The sequence below is a fragment of the Methylobacterium sp. A54F genome (assembly GCF_053346035.1).
On record NZ_JBKFBF010000005.1, the window covers coordinates 126,041 to 149,264 of the forward strand.

The 23,224-nt window shown below is 72.1% G+C and carries 25 protein-coding genes; 20 read left to right on the forward strand and 5 right to left on the reverse strand.

Annotated features, from left to right (window positions below; translation table 11 throughout):
• Positions 1 to 9: 9 nt before the first annotated feature.
• Positions 10 to 471: a tRNA (cytidine(34)-2'-O)-methyltransferase gene (locus ACLBXP_RS10220; protein ID WP_447667730.1), complete on the reverse strand. Its 462-nt coding sequence runs from the start codon at positions 469 to 471 to the stop codon at positions 10 to 12.
• Between the two features lie 119 nt (positions 472 to 590).
• On the opposite strand from ACLBXP_RS10220, the gene ACLBXP_RS10225 reads away from it, so the two are divergent.
• From ACLBXP_RS10225 to coaA, 14 genes are all read left to right on the forward strand, one after another.
• Entirely contained in the window at positions 591 to 2,465 is a 1,875-nt protein-coding gene (locus ACLBXP_RS10225; RefSeq protein WP_447667533.1) for an ABC transporter ATP-binding protein, read from the forward strand.
• Between the two features lie 80 nt (positions 2,466 to 2,545).
• Positions 2,546 to 3,988 (forward strand): MATE family efflux transporter, encoded by a 1,443-nt coding sequence (locus tag ACLBXP_RS10230; RefSeq protein WP_447667534.1) that lies wholly within the window; start codon positions 2,546 to 2,548, stop codon positions 3,986 to 3,988.
• 154 nt (positions 3,989 to 4,142) lie between these two features.
• A complete protein-coding gene (gene petA, locus ACLBXP_RS10235) occupies positions 4,143 to 4,712 on the forward strand; it encodes a ubiquinol-cytochrome c reductase iron-sulfur subunit (RefSeq protein WP_447667535.1) in 570 nt (189 codons plus the stop codon).
• Between the two features lie 39 nt (positions 4,713 to 4,751).
• Positions 4,752 to 6,038 (forward strand): cytochrome b, encoded by a 1,287-nt coding sequence (locus ACLBXP_RS10240; protein ID WP_447667536.1) that lies wholly within the window; start codon positions 4,752 to 4,754, stop codon positions 6,036 to 6,038.
• A gap of 22 nt (positions 6,039 to 6,060) precedes the next feature.
• The gene (locus ACLBXP_RS10245) at positions 6,061 to 6,969 is read left to right on the forward strand and encodes a cytochrome c1 (RefSeq protein ID WP_447667537.1); all 909 of its coding nucleotides are present in this window, start codon (positions 6,061 to 6,063) and stop codon (positions 6,967 to 6,969) included.
• Between the two features lie 131 nt (positions 6,970 to 7,100).
• Positions 7,101 to 7,976 carry an S-methyl-5'-thioadenosine phosphorylase gene (locus ACLBXP_RS10250; protein WP_447667538.1) on the forward strand — a complete coding sequence of 292 codons (876 nt, stop codon included), beginning with the start codon at positions 7,101 to 7,103 and terminating at the stop codon, positions 7,974 to 7,976.
• 207 nt (positions 7,977 to 8,183) lie between these two features.
• Positions 8,184 to 8,771, forward strand: coding sequence for an imidazoleglycerol-phosphate dehydratase HisB (gene hisB, locus ACLBXP_RS10255; RefSeq protein ID WP_447667539.1), 588 nt, complete (start codon positions 8,184 to 8,186; stop codon positions 8,769 to 8,771).
• Positions 8,772 to 8,783: 12 nt separating this feature from the next.
• Complete coding sequence (locus tag ACLBXP_RS10260; protein WP_447667540.1) at positions 8,784 to 9,266, forward strand: DUF2628 domain-containing protein; 483 nt, start codon at positions 8,784 to 8,786, stop codon at positions 9,264 to 9,266.
• A gap of 31 nt (positions 9,267 to 9,297) precedes the next feature.
• A complete protein-coding gene (gene hisH / locus ACLBXP_RS10265) occupies positions 9,298 to 9,954 on the forward strand; it encodes an imidazole glycerol phosphate synthase subunit HisH (protein ID WP_447667541.1) in 657 nt (218 codons plus the stop codon).
• 31 nt (positions 9,955 to 9,985) lie between these two features.
• Positions 9,986 to 10,756, forward strand: a complete 771-nt coding sequence (gene hisA, locus ACLBXP_RS10270) for a 1-(5-phosphoribosyl)-5-[(5-phosphoribosylamino)methylideneamino]imidazole-4-carboxamide isomerase (RefSeq protein WP_447667542.1) — start codon at positions 9,986 to 9,988, stop codon at positions 10,754 to 10,756.
• Between the two features lie 35 nt (positions 10,757 to 10,791).
• Positions 10,792 to 11,268, forward strand: a complete 477-nt coding sequence (locus ACLBXP_RS10275) for a DUF29 domain-containing protein (protein WP_447667543.1) — start codon at positions 10,792 to 10,794, stop codon at positions 11,266 to 11,268.
• A 7-nt stretch (positions 11,269 to 11,275) separates the two neighbouring features.
• Complete coding sequence (gene hisF / locus ACLBXP_RS10280; protein WP_447667544.1) at positions 11,276 to 12,052, forward strand: imidazole glycerol phosphate synthase subunit HisF; 777 nt, start codon at positions 11,276 to 11,278, stop codon at positions 12,050 to 12,052.
• 137 nt (positions 12,053 to 12,189) lie between these two features.
• Positions 12,190 to 12,513, forward strand: a complete 324-nt coding sequence (locus tag ACLBXP_RS10285) for a phosphoribosyl-ATP diphosphatase (RefSeq protein WP_447667545.1) — start codon at positions 12,190 to 12,192, stop codon at positions 12,511 to 12,513.
• Positions 12,514 to 12,539: 26 nt separating this feature from the next.
• Positions 12,540 to 13,532 carry a type I pantothenate kinase gene (coaA, locus tag ACLBXP_RS10290; protein WP_447667731.1) on the forward strand — a complete coding sequence of 331 codons (993 nt, stop codon included), beginning with the start codon at positions 12,540 to 12,542 and terminating at the stop codon, positions 13,530 to 13,532.
• Positions 13,533 to 13,538: 6 nt separating this feature from the next.
• Here the strand turns inward: coaA and thpR are convergent, their stop codons facing one another.
• Positions 13,539 to 14,078: an RNA 2',3'-cyclic phosphodiesterase gene (gene thpR, locus ACLBXP_RS10295; RefSeq protein ID WP_447667547.1), complete on the reverse strand. Its 540-nt coding sequence runs from the start codon at positions 14,076 to 14,078 to the stop codon at positions 13,539 to 13,541.
• 13 nt (positions 14,079 to 14,091) lie between these two features.
• On the reverse strand, positions 14,092 to 14,730 hold the full coding sequence (locus tag ACLBXP_RS10300) for an arylesterase (RefSeq protein WP_447667548.1): 639 nt from the start codon (positions 14,728 to 14,730) through the stop codon (positions 14,092 to 14,094).
• Between the two features lie 144 nt (positions 14,731 to 14,874).
• Here ACLBXP_RS10300 and ACLBXP_RS10305 point away from each other — a divergent pair, with 144 nt between their 5' ends.
• The 3 genes from ACLBXP_RS10305 (at position 14,875) to ACLBXP_RS10315 (ending at position 19,197) form a co-directional block, all read left to right on the forward strand.
• Positions 14,875 to 15,558: an ABC transporter ATP-binding protein gene (locus tag ACLBXP_RS10305; protein ID WP_447667550.1), complete on the forward strand. Its 684-nt coding sequence runs from the start codon at positions 14,875 to 14,877 to the stop codon at positions 15,556 to 15,558.
• Between the two features lie 36 nt (positions 15,559 to 15,594).
• Positions 15,595 to 18,174 carry an ABC transporter permease gene (locus ACLBXP_RS10310; protein WP_447667551.1) on the forward strand — a complete coding sequence of 860 codons (2,580 nt, stop codon included), beginning with the start codon at positions 15,595 to 15,597 and terminating at the stop codon, positions 18,172 to 18,174.
• A 255-nt stretch (positions 18,175 to 18,429) separates the two neighbouring features.
• Positions 18,430 to 19,197 (forward strand): Bax inhibitor-1/YccA family protein, encoded by a 768-nt coding sequence (locus tag ACLBXP_RS10315; RefSeq protein WP_447667552.1) that lies wholly within the window; start codon positions 18,430 to 18,432, stop codon positions 19,195 to 19,197.
• Between the two features lie 86 nt (positions 19,198 to 19,283).
• Here ACLBXP_RS10315 and ACLBXP_RS10320 read toward each other — a convergent pair whose 3' ends face one another.
• Positions 19,284 to 19,655, reverse strand: coding sequence for a DUF2794 domain-containing protein (locus tag ACLBXP_RS10320; RefSeq protein WP_447667554.1), 372 nt, complete (start codon positions 19,653 to 19,655; stop codon positions 19,284 to 19,286).
• A gap of 358 nt (positions 19,656 to 20,013) precedes the next feature.
• On the opposite strand from ACLBXP_RS10320, the gene bluB reads away from it, so the two are divergent.
• Complete coding sequence (gene bluB / locus ACLBXP_RS10325) at positions 20,014 to 20,658, forward strand: 5,6-dimethylbenzimidazole synthase (protein ID WP_447667555.1); 645 nt, start codon at positions 20,014 to 20,016, stop codon at positions 20,656 to 20,658.
• A 180-nt stretch (positions 20,659 to 20,838) separates the two neighbouring features.
• Entirely contained in the window at positions 20,839 to 21,354 is a 516-nt protein-coding gene (locus ACLBXP_RS10330; RefSeq protein ID WP_447667556.1) for a L,D-transpeptidase, read from the forward strand.
• Between the two features lie 20 nt (positions 21,355 to 21,374).
• On the opposite strand, the gene ACLBXP_RS10335 is transcribed toward ACLBXP_RS10330, so the two are convergent.
• Positions 21,375 to 21,617, reverse strand: coding sequence for a DUF1674 domain-containing protein (locus ACLBXP_RS10335; RefSeq protein WP_447667557.1), 243 nt, complete (start codon positions 21,615 to 21,617; stop codon positions 21,375 to 21,377).
• Between the two features lie 85 nt (positions 21,618 to 21,702).
• Between ACLBXP_RS10335 and ACLBXP_RS10340 the strand changes: the two genes are divergently transcribed.
• A complete protein-coding gene (locus tag ACLBXP_RS10340) occupies positions 21,703 to 23,142 on the forward strand; it encodes an RsmB/NOP family class I SAM-dependent RNA methyltransferase (protein ID WP_447667559.1) in 1,440 nt (479 codons plus the stop codon).
• Positions 23,143 to 23,224 lie beyond the last annotated feature (82 nt).

Here is a 23,224-nt window from a genome sequence, read left to right on the forward strand (position 1 = left end):
CTCCGGGGCTCAGCCCGGCCGGTGCCCGGTCTGGCGCACCGCCTCGCCCAGCATCATCGCCGCCGCGACGGCGACGTTGAGGGAGCGCAGGCCCGCCCGGATCGGCACCACCACGCGGGCGTCGGCGGCCGCGTGCACGGCCTCGGGTACGCCCGCCGATTCGCGGCCCATCAGGAGGCAGTCGCCGGGCGCGAAGGCGAAGTCCGTGTAGGGCAGGGCTCCCGCCGTGGTGGCGAGCACGAGGCGGATGCCGACGCCCCGGCGCCACGCCTCGAAGGCCGCCCAGGAGCGGTGGCGCGTGATCGCCACGTGGTCGAGGTAGTCGAGGCCGGAGCGGCGCAGGTGCCGGTCCGACACGTCGAAGCCCGCCGGCTCGATGATCTCGGCCGGGACCCCGAGGCAGGCCGCGAGGCGCAGCATCGTGCCGGCATTCTGGGGGATGTCGGGCTGGTAGAGGGCGAGGCGGAGCATCGGCGGCGTGAGGTTCGGCACGGCTGCGGCATCGCCCCTCGCTTGGCAGGGCGTCAAGCGTCCTTACATCCGTGGATCGGCCCCCGACCGAAAACCCCAATCTCGGATCGCAAGCACCAATGCCCCTCGACTGGCTCGAGCGCCGCATCGACCCGTTCGCGCCCTTCGACGAGGCGCGCATGCCCCCGAAGACCGTGCTCGGCTTCGCGCGCTTCTACCTGCATCCGATCCGCGGGGCGCTCGCCGCCCTGTTCGCCATTGCGGTGGTGGCGGGCAGCATCGAGGCCTCGCTGTACCTGCTGATGCGCTGGTTCATCGACCTCCTCGCCAGCGCCGACCGAAACACTGTGGTGGCCGAGCACGGCACCGGCCTCGCGCTCGCCGCGCTCCTCCTCCTCGTGGTGCGGCCGCTCTCCATCTGGGCGCACGAGGCGCTCTCGAACCAGCTCGTGGTGCCGCAGGCGACGAGCCAGATCCGCTGGCGCACGCACCTCTACACGCTCGGGCACTCGCTCTCCTACTTCCAGGCGGATTTCGCGGGGCGCCTCGCCAACCGCGTCGTGCAGGTCGGCCCCGCGGTGCGCGAGCTCGCCGTGGTGTTCATCGACACCCTGCTCTACGTCGCCATCTACGCGGTCACGGCGGTCGGCCTGTTCGGCTCGATTTCGATCTGGCTCGCCCTGCCGGTCGTCGCCTGGATCGCGGCCTATGCGGGGCTGACCCGCTGGTTCGTGCCCCGCGCCCGCGTGCGCTCGCACCGCACCGCCGACACGCGCTCGACGCTGATCGGGCGGATCGTGGACAGCTACACCAACATCCTCACCGTCAAGCTCTTCGCCCGTGACCGGGAGGAGCGCGCCGCCGTGCGTGAGGCGATGGACGTGCACACGCAGGCCTACCTGCACCAGTTTCGCCTCGTCACCCTGACCACGACCCTGCTCGGCATCCTCAACAGCGCGCTGATCGTGGTGACAGCGGCAGCCTGCTTCACGCTCTGGCGCCAGGGGGGCATGACCACCGGCGAGGCCTCCGCCGGCCTGGCGCTCATCCTGCGGCTGATGGCGATGTCCGGCTGGGTGATGCAGACCGTCCGCGGCGTGTTCGAGAACGTCGGCGTGATCCAGGAGAGCATGCAGACGATCGCCCGGCCCCACGGGGTGGTCGATGCGCCAGGCGCCGGGACCCTGACGGTGACGGGCGGCGACATCCGCTTCGAGGGGGTCAGCTTCCATTACGGGCGCGGGGACGCCACCTTGATCGAGGACCTCTCCCTGCGCATCCGACCGGGCGAGAAGGTGGGGCTCGTCGGCGTCAGCGGCGCGGGCAAGACCACGATCACCTCGCTGCTCCTCCGCCTGCACGACCTCGAGGGCGGGCGCATCACCGTCGACGGGCAGGACATCGCGGGCGTCAGCCAGGCGAGCCTGCGCGACGCCGTGGCGGTCGTCACGCAGGACACCTCCCTCCTGCACCGCTCGATCCGCGACAACATCGCCTACGGGCGGCCCGAGGCGACGCAGGGCGAGATCGAGCGGGCGGCGCGGCTCGCCCACGCGGACGGCTTCATCCGCGACCTCGTCGACCACAAGGGGCGGCGCGGCTACGATGCCCAGGTGGGCGAGCGCGGCGTCAAGCTCTCGGGCGGGCAGCGCCAGCGCATCGCCATCGCCCGCGTCATCCTCAAGGACGCGCCGATCCTCATCCTCGACGAGGCCACCTCCGCCCTCGACAGCGAGGTCGAGGCGGCCATCCAGGATTCCCTCGACACCCTGATGCAGGGCAAGACGGTGCTGGCCATCGCCCACCGCCTCTCGACCATCGCGGCCCTCGACCGGCTGATCGTCATCGACGCCGGCCGGATCGTGGAGGAGGGCACCCATGCGGAGCTGATCCGCGGGGGCGGCCTCTATGCCCGGCTCTGGGCTCGCCAATCCGGCGGCTTCCTCGGCGACGAACCGGACGGCCGCCGGATTTCCGACGCGTTGACGGGCTAGGCCACGCGCAACTCCCGCACCGGCCCCTTCCTCCCGGGCCGGCCGCGCCCGACACGATCTCAGGCACAGGATTCCCCATCATGACGGCACTCGGCCTCGCGGCATCCGCCGCCCGGGGGCGGGCTCCCATCGACCGCCCCATCCTCCGCGAACTGCGCGCGACCCTCGGCCTCGCCGCGCCCCTCGTGCTCACGAACCTCGCCCAGCACGGCCTCGTGACCGCGAACGTGGTGCTGCTCGGCCGCCTCGGCGCCGAGCCCCTGGCCGCCGGCGCGCTCGCGACGAGCCTGTACTTCGTGCTGTTCATCGGCGGCCTCGGCGTCACGGCCGCGGTCTCGCCCCTCGTCGCGGATGCCCTGGGGCGCGACGCCGGCGCCCAGGACGAGGCCCGCCGCGTGGTGCAGGCCGGCTTCTGGGCGGCCACCATCGTCTGCGCGCCCCTCATGCTGCTCCTCTGGCACACGGAGGCGCTGCTGCTCGCCATCGGCGAGCCGGCGGCGCTCTCGGCCGGCGCCGGCGCCTACATGCGCGTCCTGCAATGGGCGATGTGGCCGGCGCTGCTGTTCATGGCCCTGCGCGGGGCGCTGGCGGCCCTCGGGCGCCCGGTCTGGCCGCTCGCCGCGAGCCTCGCCGTGCTGCCCGTCAACGTGGGGCTGGCGCTCTGGCTCGCCTTCGACGGGCCCGGCCGGCTTGGCCTCGGCCTGGCGGGCATCGGGCTCGCCACGACCCTCTCGGGGATCCTCTCGCTTGCCCTCCTCTGCGCCGTGGTGCTCGTCGATCCGCGGCTGCGGCGCCTGCGCCTGCTGCACCGGATCTGGCGCTGGGACGGTGCGCGCCTGCGGGCGGTGTTCGGCCTCGGGCTGCCGATGGTCGCGACGGGCCTCGCCGAGGCCGGCCTGTTCGAGGCGGCGGTGCTCGGCATGGGCCTGTTCGGCACCGCCCAGCTCGCGGCCCATGCGGTCACCATCCAGATCGCGGCCTTCTGCTTCATGGTGCCGAACGGCGTCGCGCAGGCCGCGACGGTGCGGGTCGGCCTGGCCTTCGGGGCACGGGACGCGGCGGCAGCGCGGCGCGCCGGCGGCGTCGCGCTGGCCCTTGCGCTGGCCTTCATGAGCCTGTGCGCCCTCGCCCAGGTCGGGCTGCCCCGCACCCTGCTCGGCCTGTTCCTCGACCTCGCCGCCCCCGCGAACGCCGCGGTGATTCCCTTCGCGGTCGGGTTCCTCGGCCTGTCGGCCCTGTTCGCCGTCTCGGACGGCGTGCAGTCCGTGACGCTCGGCCTTCTCAGGGGCCTGCAGGACACGCGGGTGCCGATGCTCGTCGCCCTGTTCGGCTACTGGGGCGTCGGTGTGCCGGTCGGCTGCGTCCTCGCCTGGGGCTTCGGCCTCGAAGGGTACGGCATCTGGATCGGCTTCTGCGCCGGCCTGTTCGTGGTGGCGGTCCTGCTCGTGGCGCGCTGGCTGCGCCTCGTCGGCGCAGGGGGTCACAGGCCGCCGCTCTTTGTGCAGCGCGCAGGCGCGGCCTAGCTTGACTTCGGGCGACGCGCGGTCGCATTGCACAGTTTAGAACGATAATGCTTCCGTCCCACGCGGGTCGGCATCCCTCCCCATGCCCGATCGGCCCGCCTCCGCACCCGCGGGGGCGGCGGATCGCCCGCTTGCACGCTTGGAGTTTGGAGCCTTGGCGAACACCGTGGCCACCACCGCTGCCGCCCCCGCCGAGGGCACCCGGCGCGACTTCTTCTTCCTCGCCACGGGCGCGGGCCTCGCGGTCGGGGCCGGCGCGGTCGCCTGGCCGTTCGTCGCCTCGATGGCGCCCGACGCCGCGGTGATCGCGGCCGGCGCCCCGATCGAGGTGGACCTCGCCCCGATCCAGGACGGCCAGATCATCAACGTGTTCTGGCGCGGCAAGCTGATCTTCGTCCGCAACCGGTCGGAGAAGGAGATCAAGGAAGCCCAGGACGTGAAGATGTCCGAGCTCATCGACCCGCAGCCCGATTCCGCCCGGGTCAAGGAGGGCCACGCCAAGTGGCTCGTGGTCTACGGCAACTGCACGCATCTCGGCTGCGTGCCGATCGGCCACCAGGGGCAGTACGAGGGGTGGTCCTGCCCCTGCCACGGCTCCCTCTACGACACCTCCGGCCGCGTCCGCCGCGGCCCCGCCCCCACCAACCTGCCCGTGCCGCCCTACGCCTTCCAGACGGACACCAAGATCCGGATCGGCGAGGAAGGCGGCAAGGCCGCGGCCTGACCCAGACAGCGACGCAGGACGAGACGCAGGAATCCCTCCATGAGCGCACACGCCACCACCTACGTGCCGAAGAGCCGCTTCGCGAAGTGGTTCGAGGCGCGCCTGCCCATCGCCGGACTGATCCACTCGTCGTTCATCGCGTTTCCGGTGCCCCGGAACCTGAACTACTTCTGGACCTTCGGGGCGATCCTGATCGCCATGCTGGGCTCCCAGATCGTCACCGGCGTCTGGCTCGCCATGCACTACGACCCCTCGGCCGGGAACGCCTTCAACTCCGTCGAGCACATCATGCGCGACGTGAACTACGGCTGGCTGCTGCGCTACGCGCACGCCAACGGCGCCTCGATGTTCTTCGTGGCGGTCTACGTGCACATCTTCCGGGCGCTCTACTACGGGTCGTATAAGGCCCCGCGCGAGGTGCTCTACATCCTCGGCGTCGTCATCTACCTGCTGATGATGGCCACCGCGTTCCTCGGCTACACCCTGCCGTGGGGCCAGATGAGCTTCTGGGGCGCCACCGTCATCACCAACATCCTGGCGGCGATCCCGGTCGTCGGCGACACCATCCAGAGCCTGCTCTGGGGCGGCTACTCGGTCGGCAACCCGACCATCAACCGCTTCTTCTCGCTGCACTACCTGATGCCCTTCATGATCGCGGGCGTGGTGGTGCTGCACGTCTGGGCCCTGCACGTGACGGGTCAGAACAACCCAACCGGCATCCCGATCAAGTCGGGCAAGGACGCGGTGCCGTTCACGCCCTACGCGACGATCAAGGACGTGTTCGCCACGGTGGTGTTCATGATCCTGTTCGCCTGGTTCATCTTCTACCAGCCGAACTACCTCGGCCACGCGGACAACTACATCCCGGCCAACCCGGCGGTGACCCCCGCGCACATCGTGCCCGAATGGTACTTCCTGCCCTTCTACGCGATCCTGCGCGCGGTGCCGGACAAGCTCGGCGGCGTGATCCTGATGTTCGGCGCGGTGCTGATCCTGGCGCTGGCGCCGTGGCTCGACACCTCGCGGGTGCGCTCGTCGAACTACCGGCCGATCTACCGCCAGTTCTTCTGGGTGTTCGTGATCGTCTGCGTGCTGCTCGGCTGGCTCGGCGCGAAGCCCCCGGAGGGCGGCTACGTCCTCGCGGCGCGGATCTGCACGATCTACTACTTCGCGCACTTCCTGATCGTCATGCCGCTGGTCGGCCTGTTCGAGACCCCGCGGGCTCTGCCGGGCTCGATCCTCGAGAGCGTGACCGGGCCGGGCAAGCAGGTGGGCGGCGCGGGCATGCCGGCGGGCGCCGCCGCCTCGCCGAGCACCAAGGGCTGAGGACGGGGACGAGAGAAGAGACATGACCAAGACCCGCGTCCTCGTCGCCGCCCTGGCGGCCCTCCCGCTCGTCCTCCTCGGCGCGCCCTCGGCCTCGGCCGAGGACGCCCACGGCAGCCCGCAGCCGCCGCGGGTGAAATGGAGCTACGCCGGCACCTTCGGGCGCTTCGACCAGGCCCAGCTCCAGCGGGGCTTCCAGGTCTACAAGGAGGTCTGCTCGGCCTGCCACAGCATGAAGCTCGTGGCCTTCCGCAACTTGGCGGAGGAGGGCGGCCCGGACTACTCGGCCGCGCAGGTCAAGGCGCTGGCGGCGACCTACCAGGTGAAGGACGGCCCGAACGATTCGGGCGAAATGTTCGAGCGTCCGGCGCGGCCGGCCGACACCTTCCCGCCGCCCTTCCCGAACGACCAGGCCGCCGCCGCCGCCAACGGCGGCAAGGCGCCGCCGGACTTCTCGGTGCTCGCCAAGGCGCGCACCTTCGAGCGCGGCTTCCCCTGGTTCGTCTTCGACGCGATGCCGTTCATCGGCTACTCGGAGCAGGGCGTCGACTACATCCACGCGCTGCTCAACGGCTACGAGGACCCGCCGCAGGGCATGGAGGTGCCGGCCGGCGTCTACTACAACACCTACTACCCGGGCCACCTCATCGCGATGCCGAAGCCGATCAGCGACGGCCAGGTGACCTATCCGAAGAACGACAAGGGCGAGCCGGTCGTGCCCGAGACGGTCGACCAGTACTCGAAGGACGTCGCCGCCTTCATGGCCTGGGCGGCCGAGCCGCACATGATGGCCCGCAAGGCGCTCGGCCTGCGCGTGATCCTGTTCCTGATCGTCCTCGCCGGCCTGCTCTACTACGTGAAGAAGCGGATCTGGTCGGATGTGGGCGGCGAGACCCACGGCCTGCAGCCGGAGCTGCACAAGACCTACTAGGGCGCCTCGAAGCGCCGCGTACCACGACGGGCCCCGCACGGGGCCCGTTCGCGTTCCGGGGGTCCGCCGCGGCCGGGATCGTGCTACCGGTCCCCGCGCGAGCGGCGTCCCGCCGCGACAAGGACGAATCCATGACCGCAGCGGTGCTCGGGGTGATCGGCGGTTCCGGGGTCTACGACCTGCCGGGACTGGAGGAGGTCCGCGAGGAGCGGGTCGCCTCGCCCTGGGGCGAGCCCTCGGACGCCCTGCGTATCGGCCGCATCGGCGAGACCCGCGTGGTGTTCCTGGCCCGCCACGGCCGCGGCCATCGGCTCTCGCCGTCGGGCATCAACTACCGCGCGAACATCGACGCGCTGAAGCGCGCGGGCGTCACCGACCTCGTGTCGCTCTCCGCCTGCGGCTCCTTCCGGAACGAGCTGCATCCCGGCCTGTTCGTCCTCGTCGACCAGTTCGTCGACCGGACGGTGGGCCGCGAGACCTCGTTCTTCGGCAACGGCTGCGTCGCCCACGTCTCCGTCGCCCATCCGGTCGGGCCGGCCCTGCAGAAGCGCATCGCGGCGGCGGCCGAGGCCGAGGAGATCGCCTTCCACCGTGGCGGCACCTACGTCTGCATGGAGGGGCCGCAATTCTCGACCCTCGCGGAATCGAAGCACTACAAGGCGCAAGGCTTCGACGTGATCGGCATGACCAACATGCCGGAGGCGAAGCTCGCCCGCGAGGCCGAGATCACCTACGCGACCATCGCCATGGTGACCGACTTCGACTGCTGGCACCCGAGCCACGACGCGGTCGACGTGGCCTCCGTGGTGGCGGTGGCCCGCGCCAACGCCGACAAGGCGGCGCGCCTCGTGGCGCGCCTCGCCCGCGACCTGCCCGCCGAGCGCGAGCCCTGCCCGGCGGGCTCCCACAAGGCGCTCGACGGCGCCATCATGACGGGCGCGAGCCACCGCGATCCCGACCTCGTGGCGAAGCTCGATGCCGTGGCGGGCCGCGTGCTCGGAGCCTGAGACGCCACCCGAGGTTTCCCGCGCAAGCCCCTGGCGGGCTTCGCCGATCCCGATCCGGGGCACCCCGATCGATGCGCCCGGGACCGAAACGGATCGGCGCGCTTGCGCAGCATTTTCCGCCGCCGACCCTGTGACAGGGCGGCGGATGCGGCTTAGAAGGCGGCTGGGGGCGCCCCGGCCCGGACTTGAAGTGAAGCGTTAAGAACGATGCGCAACGCCAGCATCAGCCGCAAGACCGCCGAGACCGACGTCTCGGTCGCCGTCGACCTCGACGGCACCGGCAAGGCCGAAATCGCCACCGGGGTCGGCTTCCTCGACCACATGCTGGAGCTGTTCGCCCGCCACGGGCTGTTCGATCTCACCGTGAACGTCACCGGCGACCTCCACGTCGACCAGCACCACACCACCGAGGATGCCGGCATCGCGCTGGGCCAGGCCTTCGCGAAGGCGCTCGGCGACAAGCGCGGCATCGCCCGCTACGCCGACATCCACCTCCCCATGGACGAGGCGCTGACCCGGGTCGCCGTGGATATCTCCGGCCGGCCCTTCCTGGTGTTCCGCACGCAGTTCCGGGTGGAGAAGATCGGGCAGTTCGACACCGAACTCGTCCGCGAGTGGTTCCAGGCCTTCGCGATGAACGCGGGGCTCACCCTCCACGTCGAGACGCTCTACGGCGACAACGCCCACCACATCGCCGAGAGCTGCTTCAAGGGGCTGGCCCGCGCCTTGCGCCAGGCGGTCGCGGTCGACCCCCGCGAGGAGGGCCGCGTGCCCTCCACCAAGGGTTCCCTGTAGGAGCGGACGGCCATGCGCAGCTACACGCTCCACCTGCCCCGCGAGGCGCAGCCCGGCTCCCCCCACGGCCTCGACCGCGCCGTGCTGGTGCGGGACGGGTTTTCCTGGTCGGCCTTCGCCTTCACGGTGCTGTGGTTTTTCTACCATCGCCTCTGGCTCGCCGGCCTCGGGGTCCTGGCCGGGCTCGTCGCCGTGGCGATGCTCGGCCGCTACCTCGGGCTGTCGACGGGCGCCGGCACCGCCGTCACCCTGCTGTCCGCCGTGCTGGTCGGGCTCGAGGCGTCCAGCCTCCGGCGCTGGACCCTCGGTCGCCGCGGGCGCCCCGTCCGCGACGCGGTGGTGGCCGGCAGCGCCGAGGAGGCGGAGATGAAGGCGCTCACCCGCTGGCTCGACCCGGCGACCGTGCGCGCGCCGGGCACCCCCTACGCGGCCGGCGGCTCGCGCGCCGGCGAGGCCGTGATCGGCCTCTTCCCGCTTCGCGAGGGCAGCCGATGAGGCGGGTGGCCGAACGGGCGAGGGGCTGAGCGTGGCGGGCGAGACGGTCGCGATCATCGATTACGGATCGGGCAACCTGCACTCGGCCGCGAAGGCCTTCGAGCGGGCGGCCCGGGAGGCGGGCGTGGCCCGCATACTGGTGACGCGCGACCCCGAGGCGGTGGCCGCCGCGGATCGGGTGGTGCTGCCGGGCGTCGGCGCCTACGCGGATTGCCGGCGCGGCCTCGATGCGGTGCCCGGCATGGTCGAGGCGATGGAGGAGGCGGCCCACCGCAAGGGGCGGCCCTTCCTCGGCATCTGCGTCGGCATGCAGCTCCTCGCGACCCGGGGCCTCGAGTACGAGACCACGGCGGGCCTCGGCTGGATCCCCGGCGATGTCGGACCGATCCGCCCGGCCGATCCCGGCCTGAAGGTCCCGCACATGGGCTGGAACACCCTGCGGCCCGACCGCGCGCATCCGCTCCTCGACGGCATCCCCACGGGCGAGGACGGCCTGCACGCCTACTTCGTGCACAGCTACGCCCTGAAGGCCGATCGGCCGGACGACGTCGTCGCCCACAGCGACTACGGCGGCCCCGTCACGGCGATCGTCGGCCGCGACAACGTCGCCGGCACCCAGTTCCACCCCGAGAAGAGCCAGCGCCTCGGCCTGGCGCTGATCGCCAACTTCCTGCGCTGGCGGCCGTGAGGCCGCCCGACCCTCTCAGGCGAGCTGCCCCGTGATCCTGTTTCCCGCCATCGATCTGAAGGAGGGGCGCTGCGTCCGCCTCGTGCAGGGGGACATGGCCCAGGCGGTCGTCTTCAACGACGATCCCGGCGCCCAGGCGCGGATCTTCGAGGACCAGGGCTTTCCCTGGCTGCACGTGGTGGACCTCGACGGCGCCTTCGCTGGCGCCCCGATGAACGCGGCGGCGGTCGACGCCATCCTGGCACGGGTCAAGATTCCGGTGCAGCTCGGCGGCGGCGTGCGCGAGATGCGCACCCTCGAAGCCTGGCTCGAGAAGGGCGTCGCCCGCGTGATCATCGGGACCGCGGCAGTGCGCGACCCCGCCTTCGTCCGCGAGGCCGCCCGCCGGCACCCGGGCCGGATCGCCGTCGGCATCGACGCCAAGGACGGCCGCGTGGCGGTGGAGGGCTGGGCCAAGACCTCGAGCATGACCGCCGAGGAGCTCGGCCGCCGCTTCGAGGATGCCGGCGTCGCGGCGATCATCTACACGGACATCGCCCGCGACGGCATCCTGAAGGGCCTCAACATCGGCATGACGCTGGCGCTGGCGCAGGCCGTGACGATCCCGGTGATCGCCTCCGGCGGTCTCGCCTCGATCGAGGACGTGCATCGCCTGCTGGAGCCGGACTGCGCGGTGCTCGCCGGCGCCATCACGGGCCGCGCGCTCTACGACGGCCGCATCGACCCGCAGGCCGCGCTCGTGGCGATCCGCAAGGCCGCCGGCTCCATGATGGATGTCCCCCCGTCCGCGGGCGGAGCGTGATAGGATCGGGACGGCGCGTCGGCCGTGAGTCTGTGATGAGCACTGCGAAGGCTGCGGCCCGGCCGATGCCGGCCGGGACCGCCTACGAGGACGACTTCTACACCTGGACCCAGGAGCAGGGCGCGCGCCTGCGCGCGGGCGACCTGGCAGGCCTCGACCTCGCGAACCTCGCGGAGGAGATCGAGAGCTTGGGCCGCAGCGAGTTCAACAGCCTCGTCGGCGCGTGGCGGGTGATCCTGCTGCACATGCTGAAGGTCGACTATCAACCGGAGCGGCGGACGCGCTCATGGGCGCTGTCGATCGCCGAGCAGCGCAAGGAGGCCGGCTTCGTGCTGAAGGACAATCCGGGTCTCAAGAGGCGCCTGCCCGAGGCCCTCGACCGCGCCTACAGCCGCGCGCGCATCGAGGCGGCCAAGGAAACGGGCCTTCCCCTGAAGCGCTTTCCCGAGACCTGCCCCTACACCCGGGACGAGATGCTGACGCGCCCATTCCCGACCGACCCGGAGGATTGAGCGCGCCGTGCTGAAGACCCGCATCATCCCCTGCCTCGACGTGAAGGACGGCCGCGTCGTCAAGGGCGTGCAGTTCCTGGAGCTGCGCGATGCCGGCGATCCCGTCGAGGCCGCCCGGGCCTACGACGCCGCCGGCGCGGACGAACTCTGCTTCCTCGACATCACGGCGAGCCATGAGGCCCGCGGCACCCTCCTCGACGTCGTGAGCCGGACCGCGGAGGCGTGCTTCATGCCGCTGACCGTGGGCGGCGGCGTCCGCGCCGTCGAGGACGTGCGCGCGCTGCTGCTGGCGGGGGCCGACAAGGTGGCGATCAACACCGCCGCCGTGAAGGACCCCGACCTCGTGGCGCGGGCGGCGGAGAAGTTCGGCAACCAGTGCATCGTGGTGGCGGTCGACGCCAAGCGCGTCTCCGCTCCCGGCGCGCCGGCTGCCTGGGAGATCTTCACCCATGGCGGGCGCAACCCCACCGGCCTCGACGCGGTCGCGTTCGCCCGCACGGTGGCGGCGCGGGGGGCGGGCGAGTTGCTCGTCACCTCCATGGACCGAGACGGCACCCGGTCGGGCTACGACCTCGCGCTGACCCGCGCCATCACGGACGCCGTGAGCGTGCCGGTGATCGCCTCCGGCGGCGTCGGGGGCCTGGACGACCTCGTGGCGGGCGTGGCGGAGGGCGGCGCCAGCGCGGTGCTGGCGGCCTCGATCTTCCACTTCGGCCAGCACACGGTCGCGGAAGCCAAGGCCCACATGGCCGCGGCGGGCCTCGCCATGCGACTCGATGCCTAGTCCGGCGCCCGGCTCGGTGCCTGCCCGATGTGCAAAGGCGCGCCCTCTGTCAGCCGCCGCGCTTGCCCGTCAGGCGCCGTTGACGCAGGTTGGCGCGACACCGGCCGCCCGCAGCGGCCCCTGACGCACCGGACGGCATGACGACGTACTCCCTCGACGACCTCGCGGCCCTCATCAGGAGCCGCGCCGGCACCCCGGCCGATCAGTCCTACACCGCGAAGCTCCTGGCCGGCGGCCCGGCCAAGGCCGCCAAGAAGCTCGGCGAGGAGGCGGTCGAGGCCGCGATCGCCGCCGTGCAGGGCGACCGCGCCGGCCTCGTCAGCGAGGCGGCCGACGTCCTCTACCACCTGCTCGTGGTGCTGCGGACCGGCGGCGTCGAGCTGAACGAGGTGATGGCCGAGCTCGAGCGGCGGACCGCGCAGAGCGGCCTCGCCGAGAAGGCCGCGAGGCGCCACGCGTGAACGCCGTCCCGGGCCTCCCGACGTCACTGCCCGAGCCCGACCCGGGCCCAGGCCAGGACCCGGTGACCGGGGAGGGGCCCGAGAGCCTGTCGCCCTACCGCCTGTTCAGCCGGAGCGAGTGGGCGCAACTGCGCGCCGACACGCCCCTGACCCTGAAGGCCGAGGACATCGAGCGGCTGCAATCGATCAACGACCCGATCTCCGTCGAGGAGGTGGTGGCGATCTACCTGCCGCTCTCGCGCCTCCTGTCCCTCTACGTCGCGGCGACGCAGGGGCTGTTCAAGGCGACGCAGCGCTTCCTGATGGCCGAGCGCGAGCCGAAGGTGCCCTACATCATCGGACTCGCGGGCTCGGTGGCGGTCGGCAAGTCCACCACGGCCCGCATCCTCAAGGCGCTGCTCGCCCGCTGGCCCAACACCCCGAAGGTCGATCTCGTCACCACCGACGGCTTCCTGCTGCCCAACGCCGACCTCGCCCGCCACGGCGCCATGGAGCGCAAGGGCTTCCCGGAGAGCTACGACACGGCCGCGCTCCTGCAGTTCCTCCACGACATCAAGTCAGGCCGCAAGCGGGTGACCGCGCCGCTCTACTCCCACCTCGTCTACGACCGGGTGCAGGGTGAGGAGACCCTGGTCGAGACTCCCGACATCCTGATCGTCGAGGGCCTGAACGTCCTCCAGCCCGCGCGCCTGCCGCGGGACGGGACCGCGATCCCCTTCGTCTCCGACTTCTTCGACTTCTCGATATACCTCGACGGGCACGAGGACGACCTGCACCGCTGGTACGTCACCCGCTTCATGAAGCTGCGTCAGACCGCCTTCCGCGACCCGCGCTCCTATTTCCGGAAGTACGCCGAGGTGCCCGAGGCCGAGGCGCTCGCCATCGCGGACCACCTCTGGACGAGCATCAACCTGCCGAACCTGCGTGAGAACATCCTGCCGACCCGCCAGCGGGCGAGCCTGATCCTCGCCAAGGGGGCGAGCCACCGCATCGAGAGCGTGGCCCTCCGGCGACTGTAGGCGCCGTCAGCCGAATGGGAACGCGGCCTCCGTCACGTAGGGGCCGCCCCCCGTCGAGTCCCGCGCCGAGAACAGCGCCACCTGCCGCGCCGTGAAGCTCAGCGGCGCGAAGATTCCGGCCTGCGAGAGGTACTGCGCGACGCCCTCCGGGCTCGCCTCGCGGCGCAGGCGCGCCAGGGTGACGTGCGGGGTGAAGCGGCGACGCTCGGGTTCCGCGCCGACCCGGCGGGCGATGCGCTCGTGCTCTGCCTGCAGGTCGTCGAGGTCGGGGTTCGGAGCGACCGCGGCGAGGAGCGCGCGGGGCCTGTCGCCGCCGAAGCTCGCGAGGCCGTCGAGCGTGACGACGATCGGGTCGCGCATCCGCGCCTCGCTCAAGGCTTCGCAGAAGTCGTTCGCCCGATCGTTCGAGACGTCGCCGAGGAAGCGCAGCGTCACGTGGTAGTCGGCGGCCTCGATCCAGCGGGCCCCGGGCAGCCCGCCGCGATAACGCGCGAGCGCCGCGCCGACCTCGGGCGGGATCTCCAGGCCAGTGAACAGGCGGGGCATCGCGAAGCCGCCGTCACTGCGACTTGGCGCCGAGGCGGCCGAGAAAGCTCTCGACGCTCGGGAGGATTCCGGCGACGATCGCCTCGACGCCCTTCTGGTTCGGGTGCAGGCCGTCGTCGAGATGGGCCGACTTGTCGCCGAAGATCGGGTCGAGGAAGAAGGGATAGAGGACGAGGTCGTAGCGCTTGGCGAGGTCGGGATAGATCGCGTCGAAGCGGGCCACGTAGTCGGGCCCGAGGTTGCGCGAGGCCTTCATGCCCGCGAGCAGCACCGGGATGCCGCGGGCCTTCAGGCGGGCGAGCATCGCGTCGAGGGCCTTCTCGGTGACCGCGGGGTCGGTCCCCCGCAGCATGTCGTTGGCGCCGAGCTCCAGGATGACGCCGTCGGTCCCGTCCGGCACCGACCAGTCGAGCCGGTCGCGCCCCCCGGTGGTGGTGTCGCCCGACACCCCCGCATTGGCCACCGCGACGTCGTAGCCCTTGGCCTTGAGGGCGCGCTCCAGCACCGCCGGGAAGGCGGCGTCGGCCGGGAGCCGGTAGCCCGCCGAGAGGCTGTCCCCGAAGGCCACGAGGTTGAGGGTGCGGGCCTTGGGCTCTGCGCGGGCGCCCCCCGCCGCGAGGACGGCGAGAACCGATGCGGCAATCAGCGCCATCAGCCGAACGGCCCAGCCGCCATGGCGCCGAGACGGCATACGGGCCATATCGGCGCCACGGTTGGTGCGGAAGCGCACGGATTCATCGCTGTCCAACTCCGACCCTCACTCTCGTCGTCCCGCGCACAGATCGGTCGCCCGTCGATGTCCGACAAGGCCATTGCCCTCTCAGAGATCGACCTCAGCCTGGGGCGGGGTGCCGCGCGGGTCCACGTGCTGCGGGGCATCTCCCTCGCCGTCGCACCCGGGGAGGCGGTGGGCCTCGTCGGCCCCTCGGGCTCCGGCAAGTCGACCCTCCTCATGGTGATGGCCGGGCTGGAGCGTCCGGATTCCGGGTCGATCCTCGTCGAGGGCACCGACCTCGGCGGTCTCGACGAGGACGCGCTCGCCCGCTTCCGGGGCCGGCGCATCGGCATCGTGTTCCAGGCCTTCCACCTCGTGCCGACCATGACGGCCCTGGAGAACGTCGCCCTGCCGCTGGAACTCGCCGACAAGCCCGACGCGCATGCCCGCGCGGCCGCCGAGCTCGAGGCCGTCGGGCTCGGCCATCGCCTGCACCACTACCCGGCCCAGCTCTCGGGCGGCGAGCAGCAGCGGGTCGCCATCGCCCGCGCGATCGCGCCGGATCCGGCGATCCTGGTGGCGGACGAGCCGACCGGCAACCTCGACGAGGCGACCGGCCGCCAGATCGTCGACCTCCTGTTCCGGCTGAAGCGCGACCGCGGCGCCACCCTGGTTCTCGTCACCCACGATCCGGGCCTCGCCCGCCTGTGCGACCGCACGGTCCGGCTCCGCTCCGGACGGATCGACGCGATGGCGGCAGCGTGATCCCGCCCGCATCACCGGACGCCTGGAGGAGACCGCATGCACGGCACGCTCGCCCAGCCTGAGCCGCGGCGGCCCTCCGGGCTGCGCCTGCCCCTGACGCTGCGCCTCGCCCTGCGCGAGCTGCGCGGCGGCCTCTCGGGCTTCGTGGTGTTCCTGGCCTGCATCGCCCTCGGCGTCGCGGCGATCGCCGGCATCGCCTCGATCGCCCGCTCGCTCTCGGACGGGCTGGGGCGCGAGGGCCGGCGCATCCTCGGGGCGGATCTCGCCTACACGCTGATCAACCGCGAGGCGAGCCCGGCCGAGCGGGCGGCGCTCGACGCAAGGGGGCGCGTGTCGGTGGTGGCCCAGCTCCGCGCCATGGCGGTCTCCGGCGAGGGGGGCGCCGCCCTCGTCGAGCTGAAGGCGGTGGACGCCAGCTACCCGACGGCGGGCGAACTCGTGACGGAGCCCGCCGCGCCGCTGGCGGACCTCCTCGCGGACCGGGACGGCGTCGCGGGCGCGGTGGCGGATCCGGCGCTCCTCACCCGCCTCGACCTCAAGGTCGGGGACCGGCTCACCCTGGCGGGCCAGCCCTTCGCGGTGCGGGCGAGCCTCGTCAGCGAGCCGGACCGGATCGCCGCCGGCGTCGGGTTCGGGCCGCGCCTCATCATCGGGCAGGCGGCCCTGCAGCGGACGGGGCTGATCCAGCCCGGCAGCCTCAACCGCTGGACCTACCGGATCCTGCTGCCCGGCGCGGACGATGCCCGCGTCGAGGCGGCGGCCGCCGCCGTCGCCGCGGCCGCGCCGGAGGCCGGCTGGGAGATGCGGGCGCGCACGAATGCCGACCCCCGCTTCTCGAAGAGCATCGAGCGCTTCACCCAGTTCCTGACCCTCGTCGGGCTCACGGCCCTCATCGTCGGCGGCGTCGGGGTGGCCAACGCCGTCCACGCTTTCGTCGAGCGCAAGCGCGCCTCCATCGCGACGCTGAAGAGCGTCGGGGCGCCGGGCTCCCAGGTGGTGGTGCTCTACCTGACGCAGGTGATGCTGATCGCCGGCCTCGGCACGGCGATCGGCCTCGTCGTCGGCGGCAGCCTGCCCTTCCTGATCGACGCCGTGTTCCGGGACGAGCTGCCGCTCCCCCTCGACCCGACGCTCGCGCCGGGCGAGCTCGCCCTGGCCGCCGCCTACGGCCTCCTCACGGCGCTCGCCTTCGCGATCACGCCCCTCGGACGCGCCCACGACATCCCGGTCTCCGGGCTGTTCCGCGACGCCGTCGACCCCGCCGGCCGCGGGGTGCGGCTGCGCTACCGCGCGGTCCTGTGGTCGACGCTCGCGGCCCTCGTGGCGCTCAGCCTCGCCACCGCCTTCGACCGGCGGGTGGCGCTCATCTTCATCGCCGCCGCCGCCATCGCCTTCGGGCTGCTGCGCCTCGTCGGGCTCGGCCTGATGGCGGGCGCCGCGCGCCTGCCGCGCCCGCGGCGGGCCGCGCCCCGGATGGCTCTCGCCAACCTCCATCGGCCCGGAGCTCTGACGCAGGCGATGGTGCTCTCCCTCGGCCTCGGCGTGACGCTCCTCGTGACGCTGAGCCTGATCGACGCCAACGTGCGCCGCGCCCTCACCAGCACGCTGCCGGCCCACGCCCCGAACCTGTTCTTCCTCGACATTCCGGCGGCCGACGCGGACGGCTTCCACGCCTTCCTGGGCCGGGCGGCTCCCACCGGGCGCATCGAGCGCGTCCCGATGATGCGCGGGCGGATCACTGCCCTCGACGGGGTGCCGGCTGGCCGGATCCGGCCGCCCGAGGACGCGGCCTGGGTGCTCGACGGGGACCGGGGCATCACCTACGCGGCGGAGGTGCCGGAGGGCTCGACCGTGGTCGAAGGCCGCTGGTGGAGCGAGGCTGAGGCGGGCACACCGCTCGTCTCGTTCGATGCGGAGCTCGCCCGCAGCCTCGGCCTGAAGGTCGGGGGCAGCGTCACCGTCAACGTCCTGGGCCGCAATCTCACCGCGCGGGTGGCGAACCTGCGCAAGGTGCAGTGGCGCTCCCTCGGGATCAACTTCGTCATGGTCTTCTCGCCCGGCACCTTCCGGGGGGCGCCGCACTCCGACCTCGCCACCCTGACGCTGCCGCCCGGCACGCCGGCGGCGGCCGAGAACGCCATCCTGCGAGACGTGGCCAAGGCCTACCCGTCCGTCACCAGCGTGCGGGTGAAGGACGCCCTGGAGACCATCGACGGCCTCGTGCACAAGCTCGTCCTCGCGATCCGCGGCGCGAGCGCCATCGCCATCCTGGCGAGCCTCCTGGTGCTCGCCGGCACCGTCGCGGCGAGCCATCGGGCCCGGCTCTACGACGCCGTGGTGCTGAAGGTGCTCGGCGCCTCACGCGGGCGGCTGCTCCTCGCCTACAGCCTCGAATACGGGCTCCTCGGTGCCGCCACCGCCCTGTTCGGCCTCGGCGCCGGCACCCTCGCGGCCTGGACGATCGTGACGCGGGTGATGCGCCTCGACTTCGCGCCGGAGATGTCCGGGGCCCTGACGGCTGCCGGGCTCGCGGTCGTGCTGGCCGTGGTGCTCGGCCTCGCGGGCACCTGGCGCATCCTGGGCCAGAAGCCCGCACCCTACCTGCGCCAGATCTAGCGAGTCCTCGTGCTCTAGCGAGTGCTCCTGCGCTTGCGGCGGTGCAACGAGAGGTTACGACGTTTTAATCCCTGCGATAACTCAAGAAAAACCCGCGCCGCGATACCGAAAACCGGGCGGGGAAGCTCGGCGGCCCACTTGTGTCCGGCATTGCGAAGCAACATATTCAGGCCCGAGGCGCCCCGTGGCGCCAGAGGTCCTGCGTGGGCCTCGTCCCGAACACCACGCTGAGAGAGCATCCTCAAGGGAACTCCCATGGCCTTCGAGAACAGCCCCTTCCGGTACGGGGCCCAGAGCCCCGGCTACGCCGGCACGCAGGTCGAGGTCGATCAGGGCCTGCGCACCTTCATGCTCGGCGTCTACAACAACATGGTCATCGGTCTCGGCATCTCGGGACTGGTGGCGCTGGGCCTCAACATGGCCGCCACCGCGCAGACGGCGACGGGGCAGCTCGCTCTGACGCCGTTCGGCCAGCTCCTCTACACGAGCCCGCTCAAGTGGGTGCTGATGCTCGCCCCGCTCGCCTTCATCTTCATCTTCTCGATGCGGATGGACCGGATGTCGGCGGCCTCGGCGCGCATGACCTTCTTCGCCTTCGCGGCAGTGATGGGCGCCTCGATGTCGACCCTGCTCCTCGTCTTCACGGGGGCCAGCGTCGTGCGGGTGTTCTTCATCACGGCGGCGACCTTCGGCGGCCTCAGCCTCTGGGGCTACACGACGAAGCGCAGCCTGTCGGGCATGGGCTCGTTCCTGATGATGGGCCTGATCGGCCTGATCATCGCCTCGCTGGTGAACCTGTTCCTGCAGTCCTCGGGCCTGCAGTGGGCGATCTCGTTCCTCGGCGTCGGCATCTTCGCGGGCCTCACCGCCTACGACACGCAGAAGCTGAAGGAGATGTACCTCTACAGCGGCTTCGATGCCGAGGGCGCGGCCAAGATGTCGGTGAACGGCGCCCTGACGCTGTACCTCGACTTCATCAACATGTTCCAGTTCCTGCTCTCGCTGATGGGCGACCGTCGCTGATCAGGGCCTGAACTGAGGACTTCCGGGCCCCGGTGCGCGAGCACCGGGGCCTTTTTCATGCCGGGTCTCCCCGATGAATTCCGGCGTCAGACCGCCCGAAGGGGCTTCTCCAGCACGGCCAGCACGCGGGCGAGGTCCGTGCCGCGCTTGAGCACCATTCCGCTCGCCGCGACGACCGCGTAGGCGCCCTGGCGGCGCGCCAGCTTCGGGTCCTTCTCCACCCGGTAGAGGGGCATCTCGGACGCCCGCCGGTAGATCGAGAACACCGCCTTGTCGCGGCGGAAATCGAGGGCGTAGTCGCGCCACTCGCCTTCGGCGACCATGCGCCCGTACAGGTTGAAGATCGTGCGCAGCTCGTCGCGGTCGAAGGCGATCTGGGGTGGGGGCGATGAGGTCGGAAAGGGGACCACGCGGTCGTTGGAGGCGTAACTGGGTTCTGCGCTCGTCCGCTCGCTCATCGTCGCTCCTTCTGTCGGGAATTGTCTGAGTTCGTACGCGGATGATGGGCCGGCAAACCACACCTCGCAAGGCCGCGGTCGGCGTTGCCGCAGAGCCACGCACCAGAAACCTTTCACCACGGTTTCGCCGCATTCGCGCCTTTTCCGAGCCTTGTTGCCCAATCACAACACTCGTGAACCTCGTCGGCTCGTGCCCGGCGCTCCGTCCGAAACCCGAGCTCCCCAGCCCTCGGACGGCGCACCGGATCCACGACCGGCACTCCAGAGGTTTCGAGACCCAAGGACTTCAGGGCCGCCCCTCGGGGCGGTCTTTTTTCTGCGCGGATCCGCGGGATCGGGCTAAGAGGGCGGAAACGCCATGCCGACGCCGCCCCCCACCTTCGACGACGCCTTCCGTCGCAACCTCGACGACCTGTTCGCCTGGCGGCGGGACGTGCGCCGCTTCCGTCCGGATGCGGTCGACGAAGCGACCCTGCGGACCTGCCTCGCCGCCGCCTGCCACAGCCCCTCGGTCGGCAACAGCCAGCCCTGGCGCTTCGTGCGGGTCGCTGATCCGAGCCGGCGCGGCAGCGTCGCGGAAAGCTTCGAACGATGCAACGCGGCTGCGGCCTCGGGCTATGCGGGGAGCCAGCGCGAGCTCTATCTCCGCCTCAAGCTGGAGGGCCTGCGGCAGGCGCCGGTGCACCTCGCCGTGTTCTGCGATGAGGCTGCCACCGCTGGCCACGGCCTCGGCCGCATGACGATGCCGGAGATGCTGCGCTACTCGGTGGTCGGCGCGGTCATGAGCTTCTGGCTCGCGGCGCGCGCGCACGGGCTCGGCGTCGGCTGGGTCTCGATCCTCGAGCCGGACCGCGTCACCCGGCTCCTCGACGTCCCGCCCGACTGGCACTTCGTCGCCTACCTGTGCGTCGGCCATCCGGTCGAGGAACATCGGGACCCGGAGCTGATCCGCCACGGCTGGCAGGGTGCGGATTCGGCCTGCCGCGAGCTTCTCGAGCGGTGATGGTTAGCGGGGGCCTGCCCCGATGCAGCGCCTTCATCCCTTTGAAGTCGCACGTTTTTGACCGAAATCCAGGAAACGGGTGCATGGGAGGACTACGCACCGAATCACTTGGTGGAACGGCAAGCTCGGCCGTGACTTACTGTCAAGCGTAAGGTCACGCTTGGTCGAGGACGTCTTCCCATGTTCGGTCGGAGAGGTTGGTGTGCGGTGGCAGCCGGCGCTGTGCTGGCGGGTCTCGGCGCGGGTGCACCCGCGCAGGCACGCGAGGTGGTGGCCTTCGCGGAGGCCGCGGAGCCCGGCTCCGTGGTGATCAGCATCTCGCAGCGCCGGCTCTACCTGGTCAACGGCGACGGGACCGCGATCCGCTACCCCGTGGCGGTGGGCAAGCCGGGCAAGCAGTGGGTGGGCCAGACCCGGATCGACGGCAAGTACGTGCAGCCCGCCTGGTCGCCGCCCTGGGAGGTCAAGCGCGACAACCCGCGCCTGCCGAACCTGATCGCGGGCGGATCGCCCCACAACCCGATGGGCGCCGCCGCGATGACGCTGGCGGGCGGCCAGTACGCCATCCACGGCACCAACCGGCCGAGCTCGGTCGGCACCTATGCGTCGTACGGCTGCGTGCGCATGTACAATCAGGACGTGGTCGATCTCTACGGGCGCGTCTCGGTGGGCGCGCAGGTCTACATGGTGCGCTGACCGTCCGAGACATCGGCGGCTCAGAAGTCGACCGCCAGCCCCTTCACCTCCCAGTCGTCGTAGCGCACGGGCTCGAGGCCGCCGCGGCCCTGGCGCTCGGGCGCCGCGGCGATCGCGGCCGCCCGGGCATCGACGTCGGCCCGCCGCGCGGCGGCCTCGGCGAGGGCGCGCTCCGCGGCCGGGCTCAGGGGGCGGCGCGGCGCGACGGGGGCGGCCTCCGGGTCAGCAGGCTCTTGCGTCGGGCGTTGCGTCGGGACTTGCATCAGGATCGCTCAGGTGGAAGGGGCGTTGGCCTCGAACACGGGCGCGACGGCGCCGTGCGGTCTCATACGCAGGAACATGGCCCTCATGGCGACACGCCGCAACGCCGCGGACAGGGAGCGGGCGAGCCGCGAGCCGGGCGCGCCCATCGCAGGGCTTGCCAGCCGGGCGGTGGCCCGCAGCGCCGTGGCCGATCTCCTCGGCAAGGGCCGCGCACTCGCGCTGGAGGATGCGCTCGCGCAGGCCGGGCGCAACGCCGGGCTCGACGCGGCCGATGCGGGCCTCGCCCGCGCCATCGCCACCGCCACCTTCCGGCGCCTCGGCTTTCTGCGGGCGGCGCTCGGCGCGCGCATGGCGCAGGGCCTGCCGCAGAACCAGCCGCGCCTCGTGGCGCTCCTCGCCACCGGCGCGGCCCAGATCCTCGACCTCGCGGTGCCGGACCACGCGGCGGTCGACCTCGCGGTGCGCCTCGCCAAGGCCGAGCCGGAGACCGCCCATCTCGGCGGCCTCGTGAACGCGGTGCTGCGCCGTGTGGCGCGCGAGCGGGCCGAGATCCTGGCGGCCGGGGATCCGCTCGCGGACAACACGCCGGACTGGCTCGCCCGCCGCTGGCGCGCCGCCTACGGCGAGGCCGGCGCGCAGGCCATCGCGCGGGCGCATCTGGCGGGCCCGGCGATCGACCTGACCGTCCGCGCCGACCCCGCCGCCGACCCCGCGACTTGGGCCGAGCGCCTCGGCGCCACCCTGTTGCCGACCGGCTCGCTCCGGCTCGCCTCCGCCCCGCGCCGGGAGGCAATCCCGACGGGGGAGGGGCCTGCGGAGACGGGTGACGAGCCGGTGGAGGCACGCGCCGCCATCGCGAGCCTGCCGGGCTATGCCGAGGGCGCCTGGTGGGTGCAGGACGCGGCGGCCGCGCTGCCGGCCCGGCTCCTCGGCACGCAGGCGGGCGAGCGCGTGGCCGACCTCTGCGCCGCGCCGGGCGGCAAGACCGCGCAGATCGCAGCGACGGGGGCCGCCGTCACCGCCGTCGACCGCTCCGCGGCCCGGCTGGAGCGCCTGCGCGAGAACCTGGCGCGCCTGCGGCTCGACGCCGAGGTGCAGGTCGGAGACGCCCTCGCCCTCGACGGGGAGGGCACCTACGACGCCGTCCTCCTCGACGCGCCCTGCTCCGCCACCGGCACCATCCGCCGGCACCCGGATGTCGCCTGGACCAAGAGCGAGGCCGACCTCGCCCGGCTCGTCGCGCTGCAGGCCCGCCTCCTCGACAAGGCGGCCGCCCTGGTGAGGCCGGGCGGGCGCCTCGTCTACTGCACCTGCTCGCTGGAGCCCGAGGAGAGCGAGGCCCAGCTCGCCGCCTTCCTCGCCCGCCACGACGCCTTCGCGCGGGTGCCTCTGCGCCCCGAGGAGGTCGGGGACCGGGCAGAGCTGATCGACGGGTCCGGGGACCTGCGCACCCTGCCGAGCCACCTGCCGGAGCTCGGCGGCCTCGACGGCTTCTTCGCGAGCCGGCTCACGCGCCTGCGCTGAATGCGTTTTCCCTGGGCTTATGCTTAACCGGTGGTTAAGACGCACGGCCTAGCTTGAACCCTGCAGTGAGGAGACCGGCCGG